This window comes from Planctomycetota bacterium (assembly GCA_035574235.1).
Taxonomy (GTDB): domain Bacteria; phylum Planctomycetota; class MHYJ01; order MHYJ01; family JACPRB01; genus DATLZA01.
In genome coordinates, this window is sequence record DATLZA010000201.1 from 1 (window position 1) to 15,360 (window position 15,360).

General features: G+C 68.8%; 15 protein-coding genes. 13 read left to right on the forward strand and 2 right to left on the reverse strand.

The features are described from left to right. On the forward strand, positions 1 to 2,676 hold a 2,676-nt coding region (locus VNO22_18780), incomplete at its 5' end, for a PA14 domain-containing protein (protein HXG63424.1). 9 nt (positions 2,677 to 2,685) lie between these two features. Here the strand turns inward: VNO22_18780 and VNO22_18785 are convergent. Then, positions 2,686 to 4,179 carry a glycerol-3-phosphate dehydrogenase/oxidase gene (locus VNO22_18785; protein ID HXG63425.1) on the reverse strand — a complete coding sequence of 498 codons (1,494 nt, stop codon included), beginning with the start codon at positions 4,177 to 4,179 and terminating at the stop codon, positions 2,686 to 2,688. A gap of 78 nt (positions 4,180 to 4,257) precedes the next feature. On the opposite strand from VNO22_18785, the gene VNO22_18790 reads away from it, so the two are divergent. From VNO22_18790 to truA, 5 genes are all read left to right on the forward strand, one after another. Beyond that, entirely contained in the window at positions 4,258 to 5,853 is a 1,596-nt protein-coding gene (locus VNO22_18790) for a DUF885 family protein (protein ID HXG63426.1), read from the forward strand. A gap of 69 nt (positions 5,854 to 5,922) precedes the next feature. After that, positions 5,923 to 6,579: an energy transducer TonB gene (locus VNO22_18795; protein HXG63427.1), complete on the forward strand. Its 657-nt coding sequence runs from the start codon at positions 5,923 to 5,925 to the stop codon at positions 6,577 to 6,579. Between the two features lie 3 nt (positions 6,580 to 6,582). Beyond that, positions 6,583 to 7,080, forward strand: a complete 498-nt coding sequence (moaC, locus tag VNO22_18800) for a cyclic pyranopterin monophosphate synthase MoaC (GenBank protein HXG63428.1) — start codon at positions 6,583 to 6,585, stop codon at positions 7,078 to 7,080. Positions 7,081 to 7,152: 72 nt separating this feature from the next. Continuing rightward, on the forward strand, positions 7,153 to 8,166 hold the full coding sequence (locus VNO22_18805; protein HXG63429.1) for an aspartate-semialdehyde dehydrogenase: 1,014 nt from the start codon (positions 7,153 to 7,155) through the stop codon (positions 8,164 to 8,166). Positions 8,167 to 8,173: 7 nt separating this feature from the next. Continuing rightward, on the forward strand, positions 8,174 to 8,986 hold the full coding sequence (gene truA / locus VNO22_18810) for a tRNA pseudouridine(38-40) synthase TruA (GenBank protein ID HXG63430.1): 813 nt from the start codon (positions 8,174 to 8,176) through the stop codon (positions 8,984 to 8,986). Here truA and VNO22_18815 read toward each other — a convergent pair. Further along, a complete protein-coding gene (locus VNO22_18815; GenBank protein ID HXG63431.1) occupies positions 8,958 to 9,533 on the reverse strand; it encodes an inorganic diphosphatase in 576 nt (191 codons plus the stop codon). The two genes, truA and VNO22_18815, sit on opposite strands and share 29 nt — an antisense overlap. Before the next feature lie 98 nt (positions 9,534 to 9,631). Here VNO22_18815 and VNO22_18820 point away from each other — a divergent pair, with 98 nt between their 5' ends. The 7 genes from VNO22_18820 to VNO22_18850 form a co-directional block, all read left to right on the forward strand. Beyond that, the gene (locus VNO22_18820; GenBank protein HXG63432.1) at positions 9,632 to 10,399 is read left to right on the forward strand and encodes a metallophosphoesterase family protein; all 768 of its coding nucleotides are present in this window, start codon (positions 9,632 to 9,634) and stop codon (positions 10,397 to 10,399) included. Between the two features lie 57 nt (positions 10,400 to 10,456). Beyond that, positions 10,457 to 10,837 carry a ribosome-associated translation inhibitor RaiA gene (gene raiA, locus VNO22_18825; protein ID HXG63433.1) on the forward strand — a complete coding sequence of 127 codons (381 nt, stop codon included), beginning with the start codon at positions 10,457 to 10,459 and terminating at the stop codon, positions 10,835 to 10,837. Between the two features lie 64 nt (positions 10,838 to 10,901). Further along, positions 10,902 to 11,375, forward strand: a complete 474-nt coding sequence (locus VNO22_18830; protein ID HXG63434.1) for a PTS sugar transporter subunit IIA — start codon at positions 10,902 to 10,904, stop codon at positions 11,373 to 11,375. Between the two features lie 14 nt (positions 11,376 to 11,389). Beyond that, positions 11,390 to 11,659, forward strand: a complete 270-nt coding sequence (locus VNO22_18835; protein ID HXG63435.1) for an HPr family phosphocarrier protein — start codon at positions 11,390 to 11,392, stop codon at positions 11,657 to 11,659. Between the two features lie 104 nt (positions 11,660 to 11,763). Beyond that, positions 11,764 to 13,503, forward strand: a complete 1,740-nt coding sequence (ptsP, locus tag VNO22_18840) for a phosphoenolpyruvate--protein phosphotransferase (GenBank protein HXG63436.1) — start codon at positions 11,764 to 11,766, stop codon at positions 13,501 to 13,503. A gap of 57 nt (positions 13,504 to 13,560) precedes the next feature. After that, positions 13,561 to 14,301 carry a hypothetical protein gene (locus tag VNO22_18845; GenBank protein ID HXG63437.1) on the forward strand — a complete coding sequence of 247 codons (741 nt, stop codon included), beginning with the start codon at positions 13,561 to 13,563 and terminating at the stop codon, positions 14,299 to 14,301. Beyond that, positions 14,282 to 15,360, forward strand: a 1,079-nt coding sequence (locus tag VNO22_18850; protein ID HXG63438.1) for a serine/threonine-protein kinase, incomplete at its 3' end; no start/stop codon positions are given. The genes VNO22_18845 and VNO22_18850, both read left to right, overlap by 20 nt.

The following is a 15,360-nucleotide window of genomic DNA, read 5'->3' on the forward strand; positions in this document are numbered from 1 at the left end:
GCGCCCGCCCCGCCCGCCCCCGTTCCGGAAGGAGCGCTCCTTATCTACGGGGACACCCTTCACCCCGGATGGCGAAACTTCTCCTGGGACATGAAGACCGATCTGGCCGCCTCCTCGCCGGTTTTCGAGGGCGCCCACTCCATCGCGGCCGCTCCGCAGAAGGTCTCCGCGGGCCTCTACCTCGGCCGTCCGGAGGGACTCGACGTTTCGCCTTACACGCATCTTTCCTTCCGGCTCTACAGCCGCGTCCCCGGCGCTCCTCTTCTTCTGACCCTCTATCAGAAGAAGCCCACCGGAAGGGCGATCGAGCTCCACAAGCTTCCGGACGGCCTCCCGGCGGACCGCTGGATCGCGTATACGTTTCCGCTCAAGGATCTCCTCGCCTCGTCGGAACCCGTCACGGGAATCGTCCTTCAGGCGTTTCACGTCTCTCCGGAGCCCTGGTTCTTCGTCGATCACGTTCTCTTCCTGCGCGAACCCGGCGTGGAGGCGGCCTCCCCCGTGTCCCCCGCCCTCGAAAGCTATCGAACCCGCCGCTCCGAGGCCGCCGCACGCGCCGCCGGACGCGACTACGCGGGCGCGGAGCGCATCCTCCGGGACGCCATGGCCGCTCTCCCCGAAGCCGCCCGCGCGGAGGCCCAGGCGGACCTGGCCGCCCTGCGAAGCGCCTCCGAATTCCTCGAAGAAGCGCTCCGTCGCGCCTCCCGCCTGAGCCGCGGAGAGAAAGCGGCCGTCGAATTCGTCGGCGCGGGAGGCATACGCCGGCGCCGTGAGGGAACCGTGCTCCACGCCGACGCCGTCCGTGTCTCCCTTCAGACCGCGGACGGCCGCGTGGACATCCCCTTGAGCGAGGCGACCACCGGCTGGCTGGTCGATCTCGCCGCCCAGCATCCGGGCGCCGGAATGTTCTGCGTGCTGGAAGGCGACGCCGAGCGCGCCCGAGCGTTCAAGGTCGCCGCTCCCGCGTGGCTCGCGGCCGCTCCGGCACCGGAAGAACGCGCGGCGCTCGACCTTTTCTGGACCGCCGAAGGGCTTTTCCCCCGGACGCGCCGCCGCGCCGAGGCGGTCGAAGCCTACCGGAAGCTCCTTTCGGAATACGGCGCCACGGCCTCCGCCGCGCGCCTGCACGCCTTCGTGTCCTGGCGCCTGGAGGAGGCGCGCGAAATCTTCTGGACGGCCGACGAGCTGACCGCCTCGGAAGGCTTCCTGGCCGTGAAGCCGCCCGGGCGCGACGATCCTGCATGGATCAGCGAGCGCTCGGGCGCCGACGGAGCCTTTCTTGAATTTTCTTTTCCGGCGTCTCCGGACGTCCCCGTCCGCGGCTGGATCCTGGCCGGGGCCTGTTGCCTGGAAACGCTCAACTTCTCGATCCAGGCGACGGAACTCAGCGGGCCGAAACCGGGCCGGCCGACGCAGAAGGTTTCCTTGGAACCGGGAGCCCCGGACGCCCTCGAAGTCCGTCTGCCGTCCACCTCGTTCCGACGCTACCATGCCTCCCACGGCGGAGGTGCGCGCGAGCCGGCGCGCTGGATCTGGGTTCCGCTGCCGCTCCCCAGATTCTCCGCCGCGGGCGTCAAGCTCGTTCGGGTTATCCCGGATCAGGCCGGCTTCGGCGCGGCCGCCGCCTTCGTCAGCTCCACGAGGTCCGCGCCGCCCAGGGACGGGGAAGTGACGGAGTGGGTCCGGTCCCGCCCGCCCTTCGAACCGGCCGTTCCCACAGGACGCCTTCTCCGGGAGACGTGGACGGGCATCCCCGGCGAGCGCCTGGAGGATCTGACGCAGCATCCTTCGTTCATCTTCAACCGCCCGTCGAGCGTCGACCGCCCGTCGGGAGCGTTTTCGGATGGAGACCGCGGCGAGAACTACGGAGCCCGCCTGCGCGGCTTTCTGCATCCCCCGGCCAGCGGTCCCTATGTCTTCTGGCTCCTGAGCGACGACGCCTCCGAGCTGTGGATCAGCACGGACGACAACGCGGCGCATAAGAAGAAAATCGCGTTTCTCCCCCATGCGGTCGGACGGGACGAATGGGAGAAACTTCCTTCCCAGAAGTCCGCGCCGGTCGTTCTCCGCGCGGGACAACGGTGCTACGTCGAGGCGATCTATAAACAGGGCCCCGGCGCGGGTTTCCTCGCCCTCGGATGGCAGCTTCCCGACGGCGCTCAGGAGCGGCCGATTCCCGCCGGCCGGCTTTCCGAATTCGGAACCATGCCGGGCCGCAAGGCGACCGCCTCCTTTTTCAAGGGCATCAACCTCGGCGGTCCTTCCCTTATGATCGACGGGCGCCTCTGGGAAGGCGGAGATGGGCCGACCCTCAGCGGCTCCCAGGGACGTTTCGAAAACCAGAACGTCCCGCTGCGTCCGCCCACGGACGAGACGCGGGCCCGCATGATCCGTTGCTCCGCTTTCGACCCTTCCGGCACGCGCGTGCGCGTGTCTTCCCTTCCGCCCGGGTCTTACGACGTCTTTCTCTATGTCTGGGAGGACAACGATCCGCAGGTCATCGATCTTTTCGTTCAGGGAAATCCGGTCCTTCGAGGTTATTCCACCGGCCCCGCGGGGACCTGGGCGCGATTGGGGCCCTGGAGAGCGGAAGTCCGGGACGGGTCCCTCGAGGTGTCCTGCACGGGCGGACACGGAAACTTCTCGGGCCTCGAGCTCTGGCGGATCGGCCCGTAGCGCGACCTTTCAGAATCCGCGGCGGTAGGATTCCTCCAGCTCCCGTTCGTACGCCTCGACCTGCCGCCGGACCTCCTCGCCATCCCATCCGAGTCGCGCCCCCATGCGCTGCGCCACGGCGTAGGCCACGGAGCGCCCCTGATCCGGAGCGTAGAGCGCCAGCCGCATCCGCCGGGCCAGAACGTCCGTCAGGGTGAGCGCCATCTCCCGCTCCAGCGCGTAGTCCACCTCGCCCCACACGTGGGGCAGTCCGTCCAGGAGCGGCGCGCGATCGACGATCCGGGAAGCCTCGGAACCGTAGAAGCGCGCCAGAGGATCCTGCGCCTCGGAGGCGAAAAGATTGATGTCCGCGGTACGGCAGGGGCGATCCGTAATCGCATCCACGACTTCCTTGGCCATCCTCCGATAGGTCGTGAGCTTCCCTCCCGTAACGGAAAGAAGCCCCGACGGGCTCTCGAAGATACGGTGCTCGCGCGGCACGCGCGAAGGGGAACTCGAGCCGTCGTCCAGGAGAAGCGGCCGCAGCCCCGCATACGTGCTTCGAATGTCTTCAGCCCCGAGACGGACCGAGGGCAAAAATGCGTTGACGCGCTCCAGGAGATACGCCATGTCCTCCGGCTCCGCCCGCGGCCGGTCCAGAGGACCCGTGTAATCGGTATCGGTGGTTCCCACGATCGCGGAATCTCCCCAGGGAATCAGAAACACCACGCGCCCCTCTTCGGGAGCGGGGAGGGTGACCGCGCCCGAAAGTCCCAGACGGCGCGCCGGTACGACGAGGTGCACGCCCTTGGACGGTCGCACGGCACGCGGCTCCGCGGGATCGTCGGCCGACCGAAGTTCGTCGCACCAGACCCCCGTGGCGTTCACCACGCGGGAAGCCGCGATGTCGAAATCGCGCGTTCGGACCCCCACGATCCGGCCGTTTTCCTTCAGGAAGCCCGTCGCTTCCACGTAATTGGCCAGAACCGCTCCGAGGTCCGACGCCTTCTTGGCCACATGGAGCACCAGGCGGCAATCGTCCGCCCGGGCGTCGTAATAGACGTACGCCCCGCGCAGCCCCTCCGAGCGGATCCCGGGGATCGCCTCGCGGGCCTGCCGGGCGTCGAGATGCCGGTGGATGAGCCCTTTCGGGAAGCCCGCCGCCGCGTCATAGATCCAGAGGCCGGAGGCCAGAGCGGCCCGGGCGGCCCGACTCCAGAAGGGAAGCACGAAGGGAAGATCCTCGACCAGGTGCGGCGCGAGCCTTTTGAGCAGGCTCTTCTCGCGCGATGCCTCCAGCGTCACCTTGAACTGAAGATTCCTCAAGTAGCGCAGTCCGCCGTGGATGAGCTTGGACGACCGGCTCGAGGTGCCGCCGGCGAAGTCGCCCCGCTCGATGAGCGCCGTGCGCAATCCGCGCGCGGCGGCGTCCAGCGCGATTCCGCAGCCCGTGATCCCGCCGCCCACGACGAGAAGATCAAACTTCTCCGTCCGAAGCCGGGCCAGGCTTGCCCGCCGGTCCATGAGGGCAGAATAACCCGCCGGCGGACCGCCGGAAAGCGTTCCCTTCCGGCCCGCGCCGGGTTATCCTAACCCGGCATCGTGAAACGTCCCTGGTGGATCGCGGCGCTCCTGGGCGCCTGTTCGCTCTACACGCCCGACGCGGGCGACTCGGCGGGATCCCTCCCGGACCCACGGGAGGCGGAAAATGTCCGCTTCGACTCGCTGGTGGATGCGTACCTGGCCGGCTATCGTGCGACCTATCCGGTGCGCGCCACGCGCCAGGGCGTCCACGACTTCGACGCGCGGTTCGGCGTTCTTTCCCGCGCCGCTTTCGATCTGCGCGCCGGGCATCTGCGGGGGTACCTCGAGCGGCTCCTCAGGGTGGATGCGGCGGCCCTCCGGGCCGAGCGGCGGCGCGACGCCCGGCTCCTGCGCCACCGCCTGGAGGCCGAAATCCTGGAGCTCGAGGGTCTGCGCCGCTGGCAGCGCGATCCGACGTTCTACACCGGCCTCCTGCGGGACGGACTCCTGCCTTTAGCCCTCGTCCCCACAGGCCCGCCGGAGCGGCGCCTGGCGCGGATCATCGACCGACTCGAGCAGGTCCGCGACGTCGTGTTCGCCGCGCGGGAGAACCTCGAGGGATTCCCCAGGATCCGCGCCGAGGCGGCGCTCGACGACTTGTCCGAGCTTCGGGATTTCGTCCGGGCCGGGCTTCCGGCGCTTTTTCCCCGGGAACTGGATCCCTCCGTGCGCCCGCGGTTCGAACGGGCGCAGAAAGGCGCCCTCCAGGCGTTCGACGAACTCGCCGACCGGGTCAGCACCGCGCTTTCGGAGGCCGGCCCCGGGAGCTTTGCGTGGGGAGAGGATCTTCTCCGCGCGCGGCTCCTCCATGAGGAGATGATCGAAGAGCCTCTCGACGACCTTCTCCGTGTTCTCGAGTCGGAAATTCCCCGGGCGCGGCAGGAGCGGCGCGACGCCGTGGAGAAATCCGACCGTGCGCCGGACCTCGCGCGGCGGGTTGAAGATCTTCGCCGGCGATCGGACGAGATCGTCCCCGTCCCGCCGGACGACCCGGGACTTGTGTCCGTGGAGCCTCCTTGGAACAGACCGATGGCTCCCCCGTTGGAGCTTTTCGCTCCAGGTCCCTTCGAGGGGGATCGCTTCCGGAGCACGCTTCTGGCGGCGCTTCCCGGAAGTCCCGGAGCGGCCGAGACCGTCTCGGTCCTGCATTTCCTGGCCCGTGAAACGTATCCCGGGCGCCACGTCTATTCGCTCTATCTGTCCGCCGGTCCCTCGAAGCTCCGCGCCGCGTTTCCCTCGCGCGCGCTGGCCGACGGCTGGGCCCACGAGGCGGCGCGTCACGCGGCCGGAGCTCCCGATCTGCTTGAGCTTTGCCGGGGCGTGGCGGCCCTCCGCATGCATGCGCGTGGGATGACGCTCGCGGAAGCGGCGGCGTTCCTGGCACGGGAAGCCGCGCTTCCTCCCGCCGTCGCCGAACGCGAAGCCCGCCGCGCGGCCCTCGACCCGGAGATCTTCCTCGGCATCTGGGCCTCCCTGCAGATCCGGTCTCTGCGGAACGACGTCGCCGCCCGTTCAGAACTTTCGGGTCGCGAGTTTCACCGCGTCCTGCTTTCCCAGGGGGGAGCGCCTCTGCCGCTCCTGCGGGAAATCCTTCTCGGCGGGGCGCCCCCGTAGGGGCCGCCGACTCCGCGGCTTGACCGACTCCGCGGCCGGGCTACAATGAGGGCCGCCGTTCGTCCTCTTATGAGAAGCGCGGCCGTCAGTGTCCTGGCTTCGCTGGCCGTCCATGCCGCCGCCCTCGCCGGCGTGGCGAGCCTGGGTCTCTGGTCCGGCCGCCTTCGCTCCGATCCGGCGGACGCCGGGGTTCGAATCGTTCCCGACGCAGGGGCGCCGGTCGAAATCGAGCTCCTTCCTCCACCGCGACCGGCGGAGGATCCCGTGCGGTTCGACTCTCCCCGGCCGACCGCGAGCCTGGAACCCGATCCGCCGACCTTCGAGCCCTTCGTGGAGGCGCCGGCGCCGGAAGCCGCCGAGGAACGGGATCGCTTCCGGCCCATGCCCGCGCCCCCCGTCTTCGATCGGCCTCCGCGTCCGACGCTCACCCGCGTCGTCGCCGCCGCGGCCGTGGAGGCGCCGCCGGCCGAGATCCACAATCCGCCCCCCGAGTACCCGGCGCTGGCGGTGCGCCGCCGCTGGGAGGGATCCGTGGTCGTCGGGTTCGAGGTGCGGCCGGACGGTACCTGCGCCGACGTCGCGATCGTGCAGAGCTCCGGGCACGCGGTGCTCGACGAAGCGGCGGTGCGGGCGGTTCGGGAGTGGCGATTCAAGCCCGCGGTCCGCGACGGCATTCCGGTCGCCGCACGGCAGACGATCCGCTTCACGTTCCGTCTGGAGAAGTAATCCATGGGACGCCGCCTGACCCACGTGGGTCCCGACGGAGCCGCGCGCATGGTGGACGTGGCGGGCAAGGAGCCCACGCACCGCGTCGCCGTCGCCGAGGCGCGGGTTCGGATGAAGCCCGCCACGCTCCGGACGATCCGTCGCGGCGGGGCCGCCAAGGGGAACGTTCTCGAAATCGCGCGGATCGCGGGCATTCAGGCGGCCAAGCAGACGTCCGCGCTCATTCCCCTGTGTCATCCCCTGGCGCTGACGCGCGTGGCCGTGGATCTGACGCCGGAGCCGCCGGGCGGGTTGCGCATCGAAGCCCGGGCGGAGGCCCTGGACCGGACGGGCGTGGAGATGGAGGCCCTGACGGCGGCCGCCGTGGCGGGGCTGACCGTTTACGATATGTGCAAGGCCATTGACAGGGAGATGGAAATCGGTACAATCCGCCTCCTCGAAAAATCCGGGGGCAAGAGCGGACCCTTCATGAGAGCCGAGAGGCGAAAGCGGAAGCGGTAGCTCGGGCGGCCGTGCGCCGCCGAAGGTCTCCGTCCGTCGTTTCTTCACCCGGCCCCCTGAGAGGATGAAACCATGAGCCAGAGCTATCGCGTCGCCATTGTGGGCGCCACGGGCGCCGTGGGTCTCAAGTTCATCGAGTGCATCGAGCGCCGCCGGTTTCCGGCGGGAGAGGTCGTCCTGTACGCCTCGCCGAAGTCGGAAGGGAAGGTCCTTCACGTCAACGGCAAGCCGTGCCGGATCGTGGGCCTTTCCCGCGACCGCGTGGAGCGGTTCGATTTCGCCTTCTTCAGCGCCGGCGCCGGGGTGTCCAAGGAATACGCGCCGCTTTTCGCCCAGAAGGGCGCGGTCGTGATCGACAACTCCAGCGCCTGGCGGATGGACCCGCAGACGCCGCTCGTCGTGCCGGAGGTGAATCCTCAGGACATCGCCCGCCACAAGGGCATCATCGCCAACCCCAACTGTTCGACGATTCAGATGGTCGTGGCGCTCAAGCCGCTGCACGACGCCGCGCGCGTGCGGCGCGTGGTGGTCTCCACGTACCAGGCCGTCAGCGGCGCCGGCGGCCGCGCCCTGGAGGAGTTCGACGCGGAGGTTCTGGCGCACGTCCACAAGACGGCGCCTCCCAAGCGCACCGTCTTCCCGCGGCCTATCGCCTTCAATGCCATCGCGCAGATTCCCCAGAAAGACGCGTTCCTGCCGACCGGCTACACGGTTGAGGAAACCAAGATGATCGAGGAAACCAAGAAGATCATGGGAGATTCCTCGATCCGGGTGGCGGCCACCTGCGTGCGGATCCCCGTCCGCAACGGCCACAGCGAGTCGATCAACGTGGAGACGGATCGGAAACTGACGGCGGCGGAGGCGGTGGCGCTGCTCCGGAAGGCCCCCGGCGTGCGGGTCTACGAGCGTCCGGAAGATTTTCCGACGCCCGCCGAAATCAGCGGGACGGACGAGACCCACGTGGGCCGGATCCGGGAGGACTGGACGGTGCCCCACGGCCTGCACCTGTGGGTGGTGGCCGACAATATCCTGAAGGGCGCGGCGCTCAACGCCGTGCAGATCGCGGAAGCCATCATCCGGAAGTAGCGGGAGGATGTCCCGGAAGCGCAACATCCGCATCGTCGTCGAGTACGACGGCACGCGCTATTTCGGCTGGCAGCTCCAGAAGGACCGTCCGACCGTACAGGGGGAGCTTCAACGGGCGGTTCAGGAGATCGCCGGCCGCCGCACCCTCGTCGTGGGCGCCGGCCGGACGGACGCGGGCGTGCACGCCGAAGCGCAGGTCGCCAACTTCCACACGACGAGTCCGATCCCGGCCGGCAAGTGGCCGGAGGCCCTCAACGCGCACCTTCCGGAGGACGTGGCGGTCCTTTCCGCCGCGGAGGCGCCGCTGGACTTCCACGCGCAGTTCGCGGCGACCTCGAAGGTGTACCGCTACCGGGTCCTCAACCGGCCGGTGCGGAGCGCCCTGGAACGCTTCCGGACGCACCTCGTGAAGGCGCCCCTGGACGTGGCCCGCCTTCAGGAGGCGGCGCGCCGCCTGGAGGGCACCCATGACTTCCGGTCGTTCGGCAGCGAGATGTCCCGCAAGGGGGACACGGTCCGGACGATCTTCTCGTTTTCGGTGGCGCGACACGGAGACTTCGTGGACTTCGTGGTTCACGGGGACGGGTTCCTGTACAACCAGGTGCGTTCGATGGTGGGCACCCTCCTGGCCGTGGGGCTCGGGAGGCGCCCGCCGGAATGGGTGACCGAGGTGCTCCAGGCCCGGGACCGCTCGCGGGCGGGCGCGAACGTCCCCGCCAAGGGGCTCACGCTGGTCGAGGTGCGTTACGACGGGGCTCCACGGAAGCGGCCGGCGGCGGGAAAAGCCGGGGCTACCCGACCGGGCGCCGGGACGGCTTGACTTCGGGCTCCCCGAGACTCGGCCAGATCGTCTCGCGGTAGGTGCGGATGGCCTTCCGGATGACGCGCGCCGCCTCGGCGCTTCCGCGCAAGGGGCCCACGCGGGCGCGGCGGCCCTCGAGCGACTTGTAGTCCTTGAGAAACTGCTGGATCTCCCGCAGCCGGTGGGGGGGAAGCTCCCGAATGTCGTCGTAATGGCTGAACTCGGGATCGTCCACCGCCACGGCGATGATCTTATCGTCGCGTCCTTCCTCGTCGGTCATGGTGATCACGCCGATGGGTCGGCCGCGCATGATGGTCAGAGGCACCACCGGTTCCTGGCACAAAATGAGGACATCCAGCGGATCTCCGTCTTCGCAGTACGTTCGGGGAAGGAAGCCGTAGTTGGCGGGGTAGTGGACGGCGCTGTAGAGCACGCGATCCAGGCGCAGAAGCCCCGTGGCCTTGTCGAGTTCGTACTTGTTCTTGCTGCCGCGGGGGACCTCGACGACGCAGTGAAACAGACGTTCCGGGTCCTCGCCGACGGCCACGTCGTGCCAGGGATTCATCGAGGCCGGGAAGTATAGCACGCCGGGACGGGAAGGGAAACCGATCCCGGCCGGCTCCTTGAACGCCCTCCGAACGGTGTGCTATAGTTGTGGACGAAATGGCGGTCGCGCTCATCTCGGACATCCACTCCAACCAGGAAGCGCTCGTCCGGGTCCTCGACGATATCCGTTCCCAGGGCATCAACGAGATCTACTGCCTGGGCGATCTGGTCGGCTACGGTCCGGACCCGGTTTTCGTCGTCGAACGGGCCATGGAGTGGCCGGTGGTGCTCATGGGCAATCACGACGAGGCGGTTCTGAAGGAGGCCTACGGGTTCAACCCGGTGGCCAAGGCCGCGGTGGCCTGGACGCGGGACCAGCTTCGGCCGGGACTCCTGTCGGGCCGGGGCAAGAAGGAGCGCTGGAAATTCCTCCAGAATCTCAAGTTGACGCACGAAGTGAACGGGGCGCTTCTCGTGCACGGATCTCCGCGGGATCCCACGATGGAGTATGTTCTGCGGTCCGATTGTTCCGACCTGGCCGGCGGGGTCCCCGAGAAGATTCGCGACATTTTCTCGCGCTTCGCGCGCCTGTGCTTCGCCGGCCACACGCACGATCCCGGCGTCATCACGGAGGACAGCCGCTTCATCTCCCCCAAGGAGTGCGATCACGTGTTCACGTTCGAGAGCGGGAAGAAGTATTTCGTCAACATCGGATCCGTCGGGCAGCCCCGGGACGGAGACACGCGGGCCTGTTACGCCGTCTGGGACGGCGACACGGTGCGCTGGCGCCGCGTGGAGTACGATTACCGGGCGACCATGCAGAAAATCTTCGGCACCCCGCAGCTCGATCCCCGCGCGGGGGAGCGCCTGGCCCAGGGGCGTTGACCGGCCTTCGCCCTTCGGGGAGCGGGCTTCGGCGGGCGGACGGAAAGGAGGTCGGGAATGAAGGTCACCGTCACGGCACGCCACGCGGACTTCACCGACACCATCAAGGGATATGCCTACGAGAAGGCGCGGCGCCTGGAGCGCTACTTCGATCCGTTGCGGAAGCTCGAGGTGATCCTGGACGCGGACTCGGACGGGCGGTACTCCGCGGAGATGATCGCCTCCGCCGTCCGCGGCCACGTCCTGGTCTGCCACAGCACGCAGGCGAGCGCCACGGCGGCGATCGACGCGGTCGTGGACAAGATGGAGCGACAGCTCACCCGGTTCAAGGAAAAGCTCCGGGACAAGCACGCCAAGGAGGTTTCCAAGGAGGCGCGCGCCCGGCGAAGCCCGCCCGAGCGGGTGGCCGGCGACGCGGTGGGGGACTTGTGGTGGTAGAGCGCCTCAAACTTGACCGCTCGGGAGCGTTCCTTATAAAATTGCGGCATAGAGCGAGGGCAGCGTGAAGCTCACCGACTTTATTTCCCGGAAAGCGATCGTTCCCGTCTTGAAATCCAAGGACAAGCGCGGCGTCATCCAGGAACTCGTCCAGGCGGCCCGGAAGGCCTGCGAGGGGGAAAAGTTCTCCGCCGCCGACATCGTCGAGGCGATCGTGCAGCGCGAGAAGATCGGCTCGACGGGCGTGGGCGGAGGCGTGGGCGTGCCTCACGCCAAGCTCGACGCCGTCAAGAACGTCATCGGCGCCTTCGGGCGCGCGCCTCAGGGAGTGGACTTTAACGCGGTCGACGGGGAGCCCGTCTACCTCATCTTCCTCATCCTGGCTCCCCCGTCGCGCAGCGAGGCGTACCTTCAGGCGCTGCAGAAGGTGATGGCGGCGATCAAGCGCCCGAACTTCGTGAAGTTCCTCAAGGGCGCCAAGACCGCGCGCGAGATCGAGGAGATCTTCCGGGAGGTCGAAGAGGTCGCGCCCGTCTAAGGTCGCGCCGGGCGATGATCGCCGAACGCCGCGTCACCATTCTCAACACGCTCGGCCTCCACGTGCGTCCGTCGGCCGAGTTCGCCGGGGCCGCCGCCCGGTTCAAAAGCAAGGTCACCGTCCTCAAGGACGGCCACGCCGTCGACGCCAAGTCGTCCATCGACCTTCTGACCTTGGCGGCGGTGGCGGGAACGCAGCTGACGCTCCGCGCGGAAGGGGAGGATGCGCAGGAGGCGGTGGATACCCTGGCGGCGCTCATCGAGAGCCGCTTCGGGGAAGAGTAGGGGGCGCTCGCGGCCCGCGAACCCCCGAGGGGAGGACCCCGCAGGAAGGGCTTGATTCCCGGGCTCCTCTCAGGTCCCATAACCACGGAATGGAAATCCGTCGCATGGAGATCCGGCGCGGGATCGGCGTTTCGGCCGGCTACGCGATCGGGGACGCCTTCGTCTTCGACCGCGAGGAATACCGCATTTCCCGTCGCGCCATCAAGCCCGGCGAAGAGGACGCCGAGATCGAGCGCTTCCGCAAGGCCGTCGAAAGCGCCGTCCAGGAAATCCGCTCCCAGATCGAAGCCATGCCGCGCAAGGTCCGCGAGGCGGCCGGGAAGATCATGGAGGCGCAGATCGGCTGGCTTCAGGACAAGAGTCTCCACGACGAGATCGTGGAGGAGATCCGCCGGCAGCGCCGCGCCGCCGAGTACGCCGCCTCCCAGGTCATCCGGCGCAAGATCAAGGCCATCGAGGACTCCAACGCCGCCTTCTTCCGCCGCCTGGCGGCCGATTTCGGAGAGCTCGAGAAGTCGCTCCTGCAGCACCTTCTGGGCTCCCGGCGCGAAGACATCTCGCACCTCACCGGCCAGGTCGTGATCGTCGCCCACGACCTGTCGCCGGGCCAGGCCCTCCGCCTCGACCGCACGAAGGTCATCGGCATTCTCACGGAGGCCGGCGGTCCCACCTCCCACACGGCCATCGTCGCCAAGTCCCTGGGCATCCCGGCCGTCGTGGGCGTCGAGGGCGTCACCAACGACATCTCGGGAGGCGACACCGTCGTCCTCGACGGAGCCACCGGCACGGTCATCATCAATCCGGACGAGGCCACCCTCAAGCGCTACCAGGCGATGGAACGCAACTACGTCCTCCTGGAGCGCCGCCGCGCCAAGGAACTCCAGAATCTCCCGGCCGTCACCCGGGACGGGACGCGGGTGGAGATCTTCGCCAACATCGAGTCGCCCGAGGAGATTCCCGAAGCTCTCGAGCACGGAGCCGAGGGAATCGGCCTCTACCGGACGGAGTTCCTCTACCTCGAGCACCGCTACCAGCCGAGCGAGAAGGAACACCTCGAGGCCTATACCCGCGCCGTGACGCTGCTCGGAAAGCGCCGCCTCATCATCCGCACCGTGGACCTCGGCGCCGACAAGATGCCCCTGGACGGCCACCCGCGGGAGGCCAACCCCTTCCTGGGCACGCGCGCGATCCGCCTGTGCTTCGAGCGGCCGGATATTTTCCGGACCCAGCTCCGGGCGATCCTCAAAGTGGCCTCCCTCGGGAACGTCGGCATGATGGTGCCCATGATCTCGTCGCTCTCCGAGGTGCTCCTCGTCAAGGAGGCGCTCGAGGACGTCCGCGCCGAGCTCCGCCGGGAGGAGGAGCCCGCCGGCGACGGCATGGCCTTCGGCATCATGATCGAGGTCCCGTCCGCGGCTCTCATCGCCGACATGCTCGCGCCTCACGTGGACTTCTTCAGCGTCGGAACCAACGATCTCATTTCGTACGCCGTGGCCGTGGACCGCTCCAACGAGCGGGTCGCCGCCCTCTATCAGCCCGCGCACCCGGCGATTCTGCGGCTGCTCCGGCAGATCATCGAGGCCGGCGTCCGCCACGGCCGCTCGGTCTCGGTCTGCGGGGAAATGTCGAGCGACCTCACCTACACGCTCCCCCTGCTCGGAATGGGTTTGCGCAATTTCAGCGTGGCCCATCCCGTCATCCCCGACCTCAAGAAGCTCATCCGCTCCGTCTCGATCGAGGAGGCCCGCGCCGTGGCGGAAAAGGCCTTCTCCTTCAACGACGCCCAGCGCACCGTCGAATTCCTCAAGGGCGAGGCCCGCAAGTTCCTCCCGGACCTGCCCTGACGGGCCGCGCCGATCCCGCTTGACCCCGAGGCGCAAACAGGGCGTACTGAAGGGACGATGGAACCCTGGCGCCGAAACGCGGGCGACACCTCGATGGGGGCGGGCGCGGCGGACTTTCCCAAGACGTCTTGGTCCCTCGTGGCCCGCGCCGCCGACGCCTCCGACCCCGCCCGCCGCTCCGCCCTCGAGGACCTCTGCCGCGATTACTGGCGCCCCATCTACCGCCATTTTCGCGTGGCGTGGTCCCGATCCAACGAGGAGGCCAAGGACCTGACCCAGGCGTTCTTCCTCTGGCTCCTCGAAGGGGAAACCCTCCGCCGCTACGCGCCCGAAAAGGGAAGCTTCCGCGCCTTCCTCAAGGCGCTCCTGCGCCACTTCGTTCAGAATCACGATCAGGCCATGAGCCGGCTCAAACGCGGCGGCGGCGCCCGCCCGATTCCGCTCGACCCCGAGATCGCCGGCGACCTCGCCGACCCCCGATCCGACGGCCCCGGCGACGCCTTCGACGCGGAATGGCGGCGCACCGTCTTCGCGCGCGCCCTCGACCGCGTCCGGGCCCGCTTCGCCCAGGCTCCTCTCAAGCTTCAGATCTACGAAGCGTACGATCTGGCGCCGGCGTCCCGGCGGCCGACCTACCCGGCTCTGGCGGAACGGTTCCGCCTGGCGGAAAGCGATGTCCGCAACTTCCTCTTCGCCGTGCGGCAGGCGCTCCGCTCCGAAGTGCGCGCCGAACTGGCGCGGACCGCATCGGATTCCGCGGAACTCGAGGAGGAGTGGAATGCCTTCCTCGGATCGTGACGGACCTCTGGACTCCGCCCTGGAAGGCCTCCGGGAACATGAGCGACGGCTCTCTCAGATGCCCCGCTACGAGATCCTGGAACCCCTCGGGGAGGGAGCCACGTCCGTCGTCTACCGGGCCTGGGACCGCGAACTTCAGCGCGCCGTCGCCCTCAAGATGCTCCGCTCGGGACTCGACCCGTCCCTCCGCGAGCGCTTCCGCCGCGAGGCGCAGGCCCTGGCGGGGGTCGTGCATCCCAACGTCCTGGCCGTTCACGACGCCGGAGAGCGCGACGGCGTTCCCTACCTCGTCCTCGAACTCGTCCAGGGCCGGCCCCTGGATCTCCGCGACCCCGCGCAGAATGTCCGGGCGCGCGTGGCCCTCCTCGAGCGGGCCGCGCGCGGCGTGGCGGCGGCCCACGAAAAGGGCATCGTCCACCGGGACCTCAAGCCGGAAAACCTCCTCGTCACCGACTCGGGAGACGTCAAGGTGGCCGATTTCGGCCTGGCGCTCGCGGCGGATGCCGCGGATCGCCTCACGCAGCCGGGCGCGCGGGTCGGCACGCCGCTTTACATGGCGCCCGAACAGGTCGATCCCGCCGCGCGCGCGATCACGCCGAGAACCGATGTGTACGCCCTGGGGGCGATCCTGTACGAAGCGCTCACCGGGCGGCCGCCCCATCAGGCGGAAACCCTGACTCAGCTCTTCAAGCGAATCCTCGAAGGGAATCCCCCGCGGGACCCGGCCATTCCGCCGGAGCTCGAAAAGGTCGTCTTCAAGGCCCTCCGCCGCGATCCGGCGGACCGCTACGCCACCGCCGGCGAATTCGCGGACGACCTTCGGCGCTTCCTGGACGGAGAGGCGGTGCGCGCCCATGTCCCATGGCGGCCGGGCCGGCGGCTCGCGCGGGCCGTCCGCAGCCCTCTGACCTGGGTGATCGCCCTGGCGCTCGCGGCCGGAGGCGCGGGCCTCGACCGCGCGCGCCGCCTCGAGGAGGCCCGCGCCAAGGCCCTCCAGGCCCTCCGCGAGCGCGCCCGGCTGGCCCTGGACGCCGCGCTCGCCCTCCGCCGGGCCGGATC

What these genes read in the sequence shown, in the direction of transcription:
- VNO22_18785 (HXG63425.1), bottom strand. Translation starts at nt 4,179, where the DNA reads ATGGACCGGCGGGCAAGCCTGGCCCGGCTTCGGACGGAGAAGTTTGAT.
- VNO22_18795 (HXG63427.1), top strand. Translation starts at nt 5,923, where the DNA reads ATGAGAAGCGCGGCCGTCAGTGTCCTGGCTTCGCTGGCCGTCCATGCC.
- moaC (HXG63428.1), top strand. Translation starts at nt 6,583, where the DNA reads ATGGGACGCCGCCTGACCCACGTGGGTCCCGACGGAGCCGCGCGCATG.
- VNO22_18805 (HXG63429.1), top strand. Translation starts at nt 7,153, where the DNA reads ATGAGCCAGAGCTATCGCGTCGCCATTGTGGGCGCCACGGGCGCCGTG.
- truA (HXG63430.1), top strand. Translation starts at nt 8,174, where the DNA reads ATGTCCCGGAAGCGCAACATCCGCATCGTCGTCGAGTACGACGGCACG.
- VNO22_18815 (HXG63431.1), bottom strand. Translation starts at nt 9,533, where the DNA reads ATGAATCCCTGGCACGACGTGGCCGTCGGCGAGGACCCGGAACGTCTG.
- VNO22_18820 (HXG63432.1), top strand. Translation starts at nt 9,632, where the DNA reads ATGGCGGTCGCGCTCATCTCGGACATCCACTCCAACCAGGAAGCGCTC.
- raiA (HXG63433.1), top strand. Translation starts at nt 10,457, where the DNA reads ATGAAGGTCACCGTCACGGCACGCCACGCGGACTTCACCGACACCATC.
- VNO22_18835 (HXG63435.1), top strand. Translation starts at nt 11,390, where the DNA reads ATGATCGCCGAACGCCGCGTCACCATTCTCAACACGCTCGGCCTCCAC.
- ptsP (HXG63436.1), top strand. Translation starts at nt 11,764, where the DNA reads ATGGAGATCCGGCGCGGGATCGGCGTTTCGGCCGGCTACGCGATCGGG.
- VNO22_18845 (HXG63437.1), top strand. Translation starts at nt 13,561, where the DNA reads ATGGAACCCTGGCGCCGAAACGCGGGCGACACCTCGATGGGGGCGGGC.